The sequence below is a fragment of the Mesorhizobium sp. ORM8.1 genome, from assembly GCF_053005525.2.
In genome coordinates, this window is sequence record NZ_CM132600.1 from 7,303,641 (window position 1) to 7,316,050 (window position 12,410).

Genomic DNA, 12,410 nt, shown 5'->3' on the forward strand with positions numbered 1-12,410 from the left:
ATGCCAGCCCCGTCTCGCATCGACATTGTCGAGACGGGCAACGAACTGACCGTCAGGAATCCGCCGCGCCGTTCGGTAATCAGGGTCGGCTTCCTCGCCACTTCGATTGCGATCGTCGTCATCACCGCGAGATGGGGGCTGTTCGACAGATCCCCTGGAACGATCGCCATGGGCCTTTTCGGCCTGCTCTCGTTCCTGGCGATTTTCGCCCTGTTTGCGTATTTCCTCGGCACGGAACTCGCGTGGCTGGCATCCGGCGGCGAGGAACTGCGCATCACCAGAGACAGCGAGGCTGTCGCCGAGGCCGTCAGCCGCTTCACCACCCGCAACAATTCGCGCGCTCGCTAGAGCATTTCACCGTTTCACCGAAACGGTGAAATGCCACCCTATCTCTTTGTTTTGACAGAATTCCTGACGGAGGGTTACGGGGAAGTCGCCGAACTTAACCGCTCACATTTTTCCTGGAAGGTTCAACGTGTTTTTCATCCTGTCCAAGGTCTTCTGGTTCTTCATCCAGCCGCTCAACCTGGCGATCTTCCTGCTGCTTGCAGGGCTGCTGGCCGTGCTGTTTCGCCGGCGCCGCCTGGCCGCCACCGGTAGCGTGCTCGCCTTCCTGATCCTGGCTCTCTCGGCTTGGACGTCGCTTGGCGCGATGATGCTGACGCCGCTCGAGGAACGCTTTCCGAAACCGGCATTGCCGGAGAAGGTCGACGGCATCGTCGTGCTCGGCGGTGGCTTCGAAGGTGCCATCAATCTGGCGCGCGGCGGCTATGAATTGAACAGCAGCGGCGACCGCATGGTCGAGACGGCAATCCTCGCCCGGCGCTTCCCGCAAGCCAAAATCGTCGTGTCGGGCGGCAACGGCTCGCTTTTTCTCGACGGCGAAGGCGATGCCGACACCGCGCCGCGATTGCTTGGCGCTCTTGGCGTTTCGGCGGATCGGATGATCCTCGAGGACAAATCGCGCAACACTTATGAAAATGCCGTGTTCAGCCGCAGGCTTGTCGAGCCGAAGCCGGGCGAGACCTGGCTGCTGGTCACCTCCGCCTTCCACATGCCGCGCGCCAAGGCGTTGTTCGACAAGGCAAGATTTCCGACGGTGGCCTGGCCGGTCGATTATCGCACGTCGGGCAGGGAAGGCATTGGCTTCTATCGCGACAACCCGTCCGACGCGCTGCTGACAACCACGATGGCGATCCGCGAATGGATCGGGCTGTTCGCCTATCGGTTGTCGGGCAAGATCAATCAGTTCTTCCCGGGGCCGGGCGGCTGACCGATAACGGCTTGCCGGGCGGCGGAAAAGAACTGGCGGCGCACCAGCACCGCCAGGAGCAGGAGCGTCGACAGCACGAACACCACCGGATCGACGAACCAGCCGAGATAGCCGATCGAGAAGAAAACGGCGCGCAGGCCGGAATTGAAATGCTTGCCGGCGAGCACGTTCATGCGCGTCGCGCGCCATACCGCTGTCTCGGTAACCGGGTTGCGCGAGGCTGGGCCATGTGGTGTCGGCACCGCGCCGATCAGGATCGTGCAGTAGTTGAACAGCCGGTAAGCCCAGCCGAATTTGAAGAAGGCGAAGGCCAGGATCAGCACCAGGCCGAACACCTTGGTCTGGAAAGCCTCACGCGATGCCAGCCCACCGAAGGGCAGGTCCGCCAGCACGGTAAGCACCCGGTCGGAAGCGCCAAGCAGCGCAAAGCAGCCGCCAAGCGCGATCAGCGAGCTGGAGGCGAAGAAGGCGGTGCCTTGCTGCAGACCGCTCATGATGGCGGTATCGACGATGCGCACCTCGCGCTCAGCCATGTTGCGCATCCAGGCCTCGCGCTGGGCGTTCATTGCATTGCTCAACGAGACGCGGCTGACGAGCTTGCCGTCGGAGGCATATGTATGCAGCACCCAGACCAGCAGAAAAAAGCCGAGTGCCGCCAGATCAGCCGCTGAAAGATGCAGTGAATCGCCCATGTCCCTCTTTTACCACAGGGCAGGCGGTCGCTCGACGGGCTGTAGAAGCTTGCGCCCGTCCAATGTCGCTGGCGGAGCAAACAAGGTCGGCAGATGCTGCGCCGCCAAACACAAAACAGCACAAACATCGCTGTAATTCCTATATGAAGTGCCGAGTCCCATGTGAAGTGCCGGGGCTGCCTCAGGAGACCAAAGCCCAGTGTTCCTTTCGGTTTTCGACCTGTTCAAGATCGGCATCGGCCCGTCAAGCTCGCATACGATGGGCCCGATGACGGCGGCGCGCCGTTTTCTCGATGAGATTCTCGCCGGCGACTGGCCGCGGCCAGCCGGTGTCGCGGTCGATCGTATCGGCGCCAGCCTGCATGGCTCGCTCGCCTACACCGGCATCGGTCATGGCTCGGACCGCGCCGTCATCCTCGGCCTCGCAGGCCAGACGCCGCAGACGGTCGATCCGGACCAAGCCGAGAGCATCGTAGCCGGAATTACCGCCGAGAAGCGCATTTCGCCGCCCGGACATCCGTCTTACCGTTTCGATCCCGCCAAGGACCTGGTGCTCGACCGCAAGACGCCACTCACCGGCCATGCCAACGGGATGGCCTTCTATGCCTATGACAACTCCGACCGGCTGTTGCTCAAGCGCATCTATTATTCGATCGGCGGCGGCTTCGTGGTCTCCGAGGAAGAATTGCAGCGCATGAAGGTGAAGGGCTCGGTGACGACCGAGGGCAAGAAGGTCCCGTATCCCTTCAAGAACGCCGTCGAGATGCTGGCGATGGCGGCCAAGAGCGGGCTTTCGATCGCCGAGATGAAGCGCGTCAACGAGGAAAAGCACATGTCGCGCGAAGAGCTCGACGACGGCCTCGACGCGATCTGGGCCGCCATGAAAGGCTGCATCGACCGCGGCCTGTCGCAGGACGGCATCATGCCGGGCGGACTGAAAGTGCGCCGCCGGGCGCGCATGCTGCATGACAAGCTGCAGGAGCAGTGGCAGCAAAACAAACCCAACCCGTTGCTTGCCAATGACTGGCTGTCGATCTACGCCATGGCGGTCAACGAGGAGAATGCCGCCGGTGGCCGCGTCGTTACCGCGCCGACCAACGGTGCTGCCGGCACGCTGCCGGCCGTGCTGCGCTACTGGCTGCATTTCCATCCCGAGGCCGACCAGCCGAGCATCCGCGATTTCCTGCTTACCGCAGCCGCTGTCGGCGGCATCATCAAATCCAACGCCTCGATTTCGGGCGCCGAGGTCGGCTGCCAGGGCGAGGTGGGGTCGGCTTCGGCGATGGCGGCGGCGGGGCTTTGCGCCGTCATGGGCGGCACGCCCGAGCAGGTCGAGAACGCCGCCGAGATCGCGCTCGAGCACCATCTCGGCATGACCTGCGACCCGGTCGGCGGCCTGGTGCAGGTGCCTTGCATCGAACGCAACGCGCTCGGCGCGGTCAAGGCGGTGACGGCCGCTTCGCTTGCCATCAAGGGCGACGGCACCCATTTCGTGCCGCTCGACGCCGCGATCGAGACCATGCGCCAGACCGGCCTCGACATGAACGAGAAGTACAAGGAAACCAGCCTTGGCGGGCTGGCGGTCAATGTCGTGGAGTGCTGAGGCCCCACTTTCACCCTAGGCTGGCCCTGTGGAGAAGTCCTTCAAGGCGTTGACGGCTTGGCCCCGGCGGCTAAATCTTGGGGCATGGCTCTCAATCTCCTAAAACTCTGCGTCGGCTGCGACAGCGTCGAGGACCTGGAAGAGTGGATTGCCTTCCGTCTCGATGAGCGGCGCCGCGCCGGCGAGCCGGCCGAGCACTGGCACACTACCCGCATGGTGCCGACGCGCGGCGGCGAGATCACCGATGGCGGCTCGCTCTATTGGGTGATCAAAGGCAATGTCCAGTGCCGGCAACTGATCACCGAAATCCGGCCTTTCACCGACGACGAAGGCATCGGCCGTTGCCATCTGATGCTCGATCCCCAGGTTGTGCGCACCGACTGGCAGCCGCGCCGCGCCTTCCAGGGCTGGCGCTACCTGAAGCCTGCCGATGCTCCGGTCGACCTCGGCAAGGGCAGGGCAGCGTTCGCCGAGATGCCGCCGAAGCTGCGGCTGGAACTCGCCGAGCTCGGCCTGTTGTAAGGCCGGCACCAGCAGCGAGTTGTCGCTGGCCCTTCGGCTCGTTCGATGTGGGGCTTGCAAGGAGTGGACCCAAGCCCCATCCTCATTGTCATGCTCACTCATCCGTATGGTGGCACAAACCGATGGGCGTGATCCTCGCATTTGCGGCTTTGCTTGTGGTGCTATTCGGCGCCGCTGTGCTGTTCGTGCGGGCCGATCCGGCAAGGATCGCGGACAGCCTGAGATCGCTTGGGCCTGCGTTGCTCGGCCTTGTCGGCGCGCCGATGCTGATTTTCGGCCGCAGCCTTATCGGCGGATTGCTTCTGCTTGCGGCTTTGGCCTGGGTCGGCTGGATACGCACCAGGCGACCGGCGGCAAGGGCGGCGGCCGTCAAGCACTCGACGGTGCGCACAGCGGCGCTCGAAATGGATCTCGATCACGACAGCGGCAAGCTCGAGGGTCTCGTCCTGGCCGGGCGTTACGAAGGCAAGATGCTCGGCGCCATGGGCATCGCCGACCTGCACCAGCTTTATGGCGAGCTCAGTCCCGACCCGGAAAGCCGGCAGCTCCTAGAGACGTATCTTGACGGCCGTTTTCCCGTTTGGCGCAAGGACGCGCAGCCGCACGGTGGCGAAGGGCTGGGTGTTGCGCCAGGTGCGGGCGCCATGACTAAGCAGGAGGCCTACAAGATCCTTGGTCTTGAAGCGGGGGCTGCCGCGGCGGATATCCGCAAGGCGCACCGCCGCCTGATGCAACGCCTGAACGCCGATGTCGGCGGCACGTCTGTCCTGGCGGCGCGGATCAATGAAGCCAAGGACGTCCTGCTCTCCAATCACGACTAGTCTCCTTCGACGCTGAACTTTCCGGGAGTTTTCAACAACCGCCTATTGCTGGACGGCGTAGCACGAGATTTTCTTTCGCTTGAGCGCATCGCAGGCCTTCCAGGCCGCGTCCTTCGAGCCGAAGCCGCCAAAGCGGGCCCGGTAGTAGGTGGTGCCGTCATTGTCGAAGGCGACGGTGAAACCCGATGCGTCCGCCAGGATCCTCGGCGCCTGCTTGCTGGTCTTGTCGAGCAAGGCTTCGGCGCCGGACTTGGTCGGCGAGGAAGCGACCTGCACCACCCAACCCGACGGAACCGACGACGTCTTGACGGGGTCGATCGCCGGCGCGGCAGGCGTCGGCTCGGCATAAGCGGTGACGGCTTGCGACGTCGCCTGCTCAGCCTTGGGAGCCGGCGCCATGGCGGCGACCGCGATCGTCTTCACCTTCTTGACCTGGAGAACAGGCTTGGTCTCCTCGGCGACTTGCTGGGTATCGACTTGCTGGGTGTCGTCTTGGCCGTCATCAGCCGAGGCGACGACGGTGTCGTCGGTCGCCGGCTTGGCGTCCGGGGTCGGAGCGTCCTGCTTCGGCAGGAAGACCTTGGCCAAAGCCTTGATCGGGTTGTCGCCACCGGCCTTGGCAATAAGGTTGCCGCTGCCGCGGGTCGAGGTGCGCGGCATATAGGTGGTGATCAGCGAAGCCATCTGGTTGTCGCGGCTGCGGCCGGAGGTGCCGCCCATCACCACCGCGATGAGGCGGCGGTCGCCATCGGCGACGGAAGAGACGAGATTGAAGCCGGAAGCACGGGTGTAACCGGTCTTGATGCCGTCGACGCCCTTGATGCGGCCGAGCAGGCGGTTGTGACCGTTGATGCGCTGGCGACCGTAGAGGAAGGAGCGCTGCGAGAAGTAGCCGTAATATTGCGGATAATGCTCGCGCAGCGCGATGCCCAGCATCGCCATGTCGTGAGCGGTGGTGAACTGGCCGGGATCGGGCAGGCCGTTGGCGTTGCGGAAGACGGTGCCGTTCATGCCGAGCTGGCGCGCCTTGGCCGTCATCATACGCGCGAAATTGTCCTCGCTGCCGCCGAGCAACTCACCGAGCGCGGTGGCCGAATCGTTGGCGGATTTGGTCACGATCGACAGGATCGCGATCTCGACGGGAACCGAGCTGCCGGCGCGCACGCCGAGCTTGGTTGGCGCCTCGGCGGATGCATGGGCGGAAAACGGAACCGGTGTGTTCCTGCTGATCCTGCCCTTCGCCATCGCCTCGAATGTCAGGTAGAGCGTCATCATCTTGGTGAGCGACGCCGGATAGCGCCGGCCATTGGCGTCGGCCGAATAGAGCACCTTGCCCGTCTTGGCATCGATGACGATGGCCGACGACCGCGCGGCAAGAGCCGAGCCGACATCGGCGGCAATGACCGTCACCGCCAACACGGCGATCATGATCGCCTTGAGAGAGAAGGAAGATTTGGAGACGAACCCCGTCAACGCCTGACGCACCGCTACTTACCCTGAATTTTCGTTGCCCCGGAGGTGGCAAAGGGAGTGCCAACCTCGCTTCCGGCCAAGCTATCGCGGCCAGCGTTACCAATCCGTTTATGGTAACCGCCGTGTTCACCATTTTTCGGCAAATCGAGCTTTTCTTTAATCGATTTTTACCGGCCGCCGGCGCTGAAGCCCCTGCAGGCCAAGGGATTCTTGACTTTTGTGCAGCGCACAATATATTGAGGTGCACCGCACAAGGGCGCCCGGGGCCAAAAAGGGCGTTTCAAACCCAAGGGAAGAATGAAATGACCCAGACCTATGAGGACTTCACGAAATACGGCAAGGACTTCGCCGACACCGGGCTGAAGAGCTTCGCCTCGCTTACCAAGGGCGCGCAGGCGATCGCCACCGAAGCTGGCGAATACACCAAGAAAAGCTTCGAAGCCGGCAGCGCCGCTGTCGAGAAGCTGTTCTCGGCCAAGTCGATCGAGAAGGCCGTCGAGATCCAGACCGACTACGCCAAGCAGAGCTATGAGAGCTTCGTCGCCGAAGCCAGCAAGATCGGCAATCTCTATGCCGAGCTCGCCAAGGAAGCCTACAAGCCGTTCGAATCGGTCGTCGCCAAGGCGAAGTAATTTCGCCCGACATCATCGAATAAGGCCAACCGGCCTATGAAAAAGACCCGGTCGCGTCAGCGCGGCCGGGTTTTTTCATGCCTTTGCGCAACCGCCCGCACCTTACCGCATTCACGATTGAGAAAATCACTGAGGTTTGCCCACCTAGCCATATTGTCAGCTAACCTAAAGGGCTTAAAATCGTTCATCGAGCACCTACATGTGGAACTCGCACGAGGATCTGAAAAGGCTTGACTACGTGACGATCGGCTCGACTGCCACGGCACTCGCGGTGCGAATGCAAAATGACGGTGACCGCAACGATCCCGGTCGCGGCACCGCTGTGATTACGCGCACCAAAACCAAGACCAAGAAACCCAGCCTGTATCGGGTCCTCATCCTTAACGACGACTACACGCCCATGGAGTTCGTGGTTCACGTCCTGGAGCGTTTTTTCCAGAAGGACCGCGAGGCCGCCACACGCATCATGCTGCATGTTCACAATCATGGAGTGGGCGAGTGCGGGGTCTATACATTCGAGGTGGCCGAGACCAAAGTGTCTCAGGTCATGGATTTCGCCCGACAGAATCAGCATCCGCTGCAATGCGTGATGGAGAAGAAGTGAGGTAACATGCCGGCTTTCTCCCAAGGCCTGGAAAAGGCGCTACATCAGGCGCTGACATTCGCCAACGAGCGGCATCATGAGTATGCGACGCTCGAACACCTGCTGCTTGCCCTGATCGACGACACCGAGGCCGCCGCCGTGATGCGCGCCTGCAACGTCGATCTCGACGAGCTCAAGCACACTGTTCTGACTTATATCGACACCGAGCTCGACAACCTCGTCACCGGTTACGACGAGGATTCCAAGCCGACCGCCGGCTTCCAGCGCGTCATCCAGCGCGCCGTGATCCACGTGCAGTCGTCCGGCCGCGAGGAAGTGTCCGGCGCCAACGTGCTCGTCGCCATCTTCGCCGAGCGCGAAAGCCACGCCGCTTATTTCCTGCAGGAACAGCAGATGACCCGTTACGACGCGGTCAACTACATCTCGCATGGCATCGCCAAGCGCCCCGGCGCTTCGGAGTCGCGCACCCCGCGCGGCGCCGAGGATGAGCAAGGCGGCCAGAACGGCGCCGAGCCGCAGGAGGAAAACGGCAAGAAGAAGCAGCAGGACGCGTTGACGGCCTATTGCGTCAACCTCAACAACAAGGCGCGGGCCGGCAAGATCGATCCGCTGATCGGTCGTGAGAGCGAGATCAACCGCACCATTCAGGTGCTGTGCCGCCGCTCCAAGAACAACCCGCTCTATGTCGGTGACCCTGGCGTCGGCAAGACGGCGATCGCCGAGGGCCTCGCCAAGCGCATCGTCGAAGGCGATGTGCCGGAAGTGCTGCAGGACGCCACCATCTTCGCGCTCGACATGGGCACGCTTTTGGCCGGCACCCGCTATCGCGGCGATTTCGAGGAGCGGCTGAAGCAGGTCGTCAAGGAGCTCGAGGACTATCCGGGCGCGGTGCTGTTCATCGACGAGATCCACACCGTGATCGGCGCCGGCGCCACGTCGGGCGGCGCCATGGATGCGTCGAACCTGTTGAAGCCGGCGCTGTCTTCGGGCGCCATCCGCTGCATCGGCTCGACCACCTACAAGGAGTTTCGCCAGTTCTTCGAGAAGGACCGCGCGCTGGTGCGGCGCTTCCAGAAGATCGACGTCAACGAGCCGACCATCGAGGACGCCATCGAGATCATGAAGGGCCTGAAGCCCTATTATGAGGAATTCCACAAGGTGAAGTTCACCAGCGAGGCGATCAAGGCCTCGGTGGAGCTGTCGGCGCGCTACATCAACGACCGCAAGCTGCCGGACAAGGCGATCGACGTGATCGACGAGACCGGCGCATCGCAGATGCTGGTGCCGGAGGCCAAGCGCAAGAAGACGATCGGCATCAAGGAGATCGAAGCGACGATCGCCACCATGGCGCGCATCCCGCCGAAGACCGTTTCGGCCGACGACGAGAAGGTGCTGCAGGGTCTCGATATCGAGCTGAAGCGTGTCGTCTATGGCCAGGATACGGCCATCACCGCGCTGACCTCGGCGATCAAGCTGGCGCGCGCCGGCCTGCGCGAACCGGAAAAGCCGATCGGCTCGTATCTGTTCTCGGGTCCGACCGGCGTCGGCAAGACCGAAGTCGCCAAGCAGCTTGCCGCTTCGCTCGGCGTCGAGCTGATCCGCTTCGACATGTCGGAATATATGGAGCGCCACACCGTTTCGCGGCTGATCGGCGCGCCTCCCGGCTATGTCGGCTTCGACCAGGGCGGCCTGTTGACGGACGGCGTCGACCAGCATCCGCACTGCGTGCTGCTGCTCGACGAGGTCGAGAAGGCGCATCCGGACCTGTTCAACATCCTGTTGCAGGTGATGGACCACGGCAAGCTGACCGACCACAACGGCAAGCAGATCGACTTCCGCAACGTGATCCTGATCATGACCACCAATGCGGGTGCGTCGGATGCGCAGCGCGCGGCAATCGGCTTCGGCTCGACCAAGCGCGAAGGAGACGATGTCGAGGCGATCAACCGGCTGTTCACGCCGGAGTTCCGCAATCGTCTCGATGCGATCATCCCGTTCGGCTCGCTGCCGGTGCCGGTGATCCATCAGGTGGTGCAGAAGTTCGTCATGCAGCTCGAGGCGCAGCTTTCCGAGCGTGGCGTCACCTTCGACCTGTCGCCGGAGGCGATCGCCTGGCTCGCCGACAAGGGCTATGATGAGCGCATGGGCGCGCGGCCGCTCGGCCGGGTGATCCAGGAGCACATCAAAAAGCCGTTGGCCGACGAGGTGCTGTTCGGCAAGCTCAAGAAGGGCGGCACGGTGCGGGTCACCGTCGAGAAGAAGGAAACCGGCGAGACCGGCCTGAAGCTCGAATCGCTGGCCGACGAAGCGCCGGTGCGGCCCAAGCAGGAAGACCCGGAAGACGCACCCCAGTCGAAGAAGGCGGTGACCAAGAAGCCGGTCGCCAAGAAGGCCGTGGCGCACAAGCCGGAGCCGAAGGGCAAGCCGGAGCCCAAGGGCAAGGATGGCGGCAAGCGAAGCCTGGTGCCGCAATTGCCGCGCAAGGGCTGAAAGCCCTTCCTTTGAATGAAGAAAAGCCCCGGCGACGGGGCTTTTCTGTTGCAAGGAGAGCGCGTGAAACCTGGCCAGATCATCATCCTCAACGGCGCCCCGCGCTCGGGAAAGTCGAGCATCGCTCGGGCTATCCAAGAGAGCTTCGATGGCCCCTGGATGAATCTGGGCGTCGACAGTTATGAGCAGGTCACACCTCCGCGACTTCGTCCGGGAATAGGATTGCGCCCTGGCGGCGAGCGCCCCGATCTCGAAGTTTTCGTGCCGCGTCTGTACGCCGCCCTCTACGAGTCGATCGCTGCCCATAGCCGGCTGGGGCTGAATGTGGTGACGGATGTCGGCCATCACGACGCCTATTCGAAGCCGCTCGACTGCCTGGTTGATTGTGCGCGTCGGCTTGCCGGTCTGCCGGTGCTGTTTGTCGGTGTTCGCTGTCCGATCGAGACCATCATGGAACGGCGTGCCGCCAGCGCTGCGGGCCAAGGCTATGTCACCGGCTCCTCGGACGATCCTGTGCCCTTGCCGGTGCGTCTGTGGCAGGAAGCGGTGCACCGGCCTGGCGTTTATGATCTGGAAGTCGACACATCGCTTTTGAGCTCCGTGCAGTGCGCGGATGCAATACGGCAGCATCTCAAGAGCGTCCAAGCGGCAAATTAGGCGTTCGTCCGCGCCAATGCTCTGCCGGTGATTTTCCAGATCGCGACGGCAATAAGCGCGCCTGCGTAGCCGTCAACGCTATAGTGCCAGCCAAGCACCACGGAACCGAGCATGATTGTGGCTGCGAATATCCACATCACGATGCCTAGGCTGGTGGACAGCCGCGTCATGTAGAGAGCAAAGAGCACCGACGTCGCGACGTGAATGGAGGGGAATGCGGATATGCCCATGGTTCCCGAAGGTGAACCCGAATAGCCGCTCCACAACCTGTCCTGCGCGGACAATGCCCAGATGGGATACTGGCGGTTCGCCGATTGGAGCGCGTCCATCAACGGCTGATACAGATCGCCAAGGTCGAGCCTTGCGTAAAAGCACGGGCCCGCGGATGAGAATGCCATGGCGATGAAGAAGCCGCCAACCAACCAGACCAGCATGAAGCTGAGCAGAAACTGATGGCGCAGCAACGAGTCGCGGGCGGCGGCGACGCTTGAAAAAACCATTGCGACCAGCACGGCGAACCAGAAATTGTAGCAGAAATTGAGAAAGTGAACGGCCGGCGGACTTTCAACGATCCACCAGAGCCAATGGTAGGGAGCGCGGCCGAAATGCAGGCCGGCGCTGAATTGCGCGAGGGTCTGGTCCCACGAGAAAGGCACCAGCAGCGCGATAGCTCCTTTCAGCACCACGAAGCCCGACATAAAAATCAGCATCGCGGCAAGGCCGTTCGCGCCGTTGGCAATGCGGTTTCGATCGGTCAGCATCTGCTGGAGCGGAAGCAACAACATGCGGAGCGGTGACTTGGCACGATCGACAAACGCCAGCCAGATCAACCGGAAGGTCGCGTATGCGCATCCGGCGACCCAGAAGTACACGACCAGATAGAAGGCGTATTCGTAAAGTAATCCGAAATCCGGCAGGTTTCCAACTCTGCCGCCGACCACAAAACCCAATCCAAGAGTAAACAGTGCAACCGCATGAACAGTGCGGTGTCGAAAAAATGCATCGACCAGAAGGTTTGAAAAGGCGCCTTCGACCCTGGCACCAAACCGCCTGTCTATAGCTTCGGAGATATCTTGCATCGAATGTCCCTCGCGAGACAAGTGCCTCAAGAGGATTTGAAAGATTATTAAAAAGAAATCGCCGACGGTGGCACAGGCGTCGAGATCATCGCTCGGTTTACAAAGACTTAAAATCGCGCACGCAGGACGGTGCGGATCGTTTCGGCGTTCCGTGCCAGCACTTCCGGCTTTTCCATCGCACCCGTGTGAGGTTTGAGGGGGATACCGTCGAAGCGCGGAATGACATGGACATGCAGATGGTAGACGGTCTGCCCCGAAGCGGGCTCGTTGAACTGCATGAGCGTGACGCCGTCAGCATTGAAGGCCTTTTTCACGGCCACCGCGACCTTCTGCGCGACCGCGAACAATGGACCGAGTGTTGCCGGGTCGGCGTCGAGCAGGTTGCGCGACGGTGCTTTCGGCACTACCAAAGTGTGGCCGGGGCCTTGCGGCATCACATCCATGAAGGCGACGACGGCGTCATCCTCGTAGACGCGGTGCGACGGGATTTCGCCGCGCAGGATTTTTGCAAAGATGTTGCCGGGATCATAGGCTTCGGCCATGGCGGGAGGCTCCATTTGTGCT

Annotated in this window: 13 protein-coding genes; 9 read left to right on the forward strand and 4 right to left on the reverse strand. The window is 62.2% G+C overall.

Going from position 1 to position 12,410, the window contains the following annotated elements; translation table 11 throughout:
- Together ACVDG8_RS36410 and ACVDG8_RS36415 are read left to right on the forward strand one after the other, a co-directional pair.
- Positions 1–348 carry a hypothetical protein gene (locus ACVDG8_RS36410; RefSeq protein ID WP_447252794.1) on the forward strand — a complete coding sequence of 116 codons (348 nt, stop codon included), beginning with the start codon at positions 1–3 and terminating at the stop codon, positions 346–348.
- Positions 349–475: 127 nt separating this feature from the next.
- Positions 476–1,273 carry a YdcF family protein gene (locus tag ACVDG8_RS36415; RefSeq protein WP_447252795.1) on the forward strand — a complete coding sequence of 266 codons (798 nt, stop codon included), beginning with the start codon at positions 476–478 and terminating at the stop codon, positions 1,271–1,273.
- Here ACVDG8_RS36415 and ACVDG8_RS36420 read toward each other — a convergent pair.
- Positions 1,246–1,965 (reverse strand): DUF599 domain-containing protein, encoded by a 720-nt coding sequence (locus ACVDG8_RS36420; RefSeq protein WP_447252796.1) that lies wholly within the window; start codon positions 1,963–1,965, stop codon positions 1,246–1,248. The two genes, ACVDG8_RS36415 and ACVDG8_RS36420, sit on opposite strands and share 28 nt — an antisense overlap.
- A 199-nt stretch (positions 1,966–2,164) precedes the next feature.
- Here ACVDG8_RS36420 and ACVDG8_RS36425 point away from each other — a divergent pair, with 199 nt between their 5' ends.
- From ACVDG8_RS36425 to ACVDG8_RS36435, 3 genes are all read left to right on the forward strand, one after another.
- The gene (locus ACVDG8_RS36425) at positions 2,165–3,568 is read left to right on the forward strand and encodes an L-serine ammonia-lyase (RefSeq protein WP_447252797.1); all 1,404 of its coding nucleotides are present in this window, start codon (positions 2,165–2,167) and stop codon (positions 3,566–3,568) included.
- Between the two features lie 84 nt (positions 3,569–3,652).
- Positions 3,653–4,090, forward strand: a complete 438-nt coding sequence (locus ACVDG8_RS36430; protein ID WP_447252798.1) for a DUF1489 family protein — start codon at positions 3,653–3,655, stop codon at positions 4,088–4,090.
- Positions 4,091–4,212: 122 nt separating this feature from the next.
- Positions 4,213–4,911 carry a DnaJ domain-containing protein gene (locus ACVDG8_RS36435; RefSeq protein WP_447252799.1) on the forward strand — a complete coding sequence of 233 codons (699 nt, stop codon included), beginning with the start codon at positions 4,213–4,215 and terminating at the stop codon, positions 4,909–4,911.
- A 42-nt stretch (positions 4,912–4,953) separates the two neighbouring features.
- On the opposite strand, the gene ACVDG8_RS36440 is transcribed toward ACVDG8_RS36435, so the two are convergent.
- Complete coding sequence (locus ACVDG8_RS36440; RefSeq protein WP_447252800.1) at positions 4,954–6,396, reverse strand: SPOR domain-containing protein; 1,443 nt, start codon at positions 6,394–6,396, stop codon at positions 4,954–4,956.
- A 290-nt stretch (positions 6,397–6,686) separates the two neighbouring features.
- Between ACVDG8_RS36440 and ACVDG8_RS36445 the strand changes: the two genes are divergently transcribed.
- The 4 genes from ACVDG8_RS36445 (at position 6,687) to ACVDG8_RS36460 (ending at position 10,767) form a co-directional block, all read left to right on the forward strand.
- Positions 6,687–7,016: a phasin family protein gene (locus tag ACVDG8_RS36445; protein WP_447252801.1), complete on the forward strand. Its 330-nt coding sequence runs from the start codon at positions 6,687–6,689 to the stop codon at positions 7,014–7,016.
- Positions 7,017–7,293: 277 nt separating this feature from the next.
- Positions 7,294–7,620 (forward strand): ATP-dependent Clp protease adapter ClpS, encoded by a 327-nt coding sequence (clpS, locus tag ACVDG8_RS36450; protein ID WP_165350036.1) that lies wholly within the window; start codon positions 7,294–7,296, stop codon positions 7,618–7,620.
- A gap of 6 nt (positions 7,621–7,626) precedes the next feature.
- Positions 7,627–10,110, forward strand: coding sequence for an ATP-dependent Clp protease ATP-binding subunit ClpA (gene clpA, locus ACVDG8_RS36455; RefSeq protein WP_447252802.1), 2,484 nt, complete (start codon positions 7,627–7,629; stop codon positions 10,108–10,110).
- A gap of 15 nt (positions 10,111–10,125) precedes the next feature.
- Positions 10,126–10,767: a chloramphenicol phosphotransferase CPT family protein gene (locus tag ACVDG8_RS36460; RefSeq protein ID WP_455707461.1), complete on the forward strand. Its 642-nt coding sequence runs from the start codon at positions 10,126–10,128 to the stop codon at positions 10,765–10,767.
- On the opposite strand, the gene ACVDG8_RS36465 is transcribed toward ACVDG8_RS36460, so the two are convergent.
- Complete coding sequence (locus ACVDG8_RS36465; RefSeq protein WP_447252803.1) at positions 10,764–11,846, reverse strand: phosphatase PAP2 family protein; 1,083 nt, start codon at positions 11,844–11,846, stop codon at positions 10,764–10,766. The two genes, ACVDG8_RS36460 and ACVDG8_RS36465, sit on opposite strands and share 4 nt — an antisense overlap.
- A 107-nt stretch (positions 11,847–11,953) precedes the next feature.
- The gene (locus tag ACVDG8_RS36470; RefSeq protein ID WP_447252804.1) at positions 11,954–12,388 is read right to left on the reverse strand and encodes an HIT family protein; all 435 of its coding nucleotides are present in this window, start codon (positions 12,386–12,388) and stop codon (positions 11,954–11,956) included.
- Positions 12,389–12,410 lie beyond the last annotated feature (22 nt).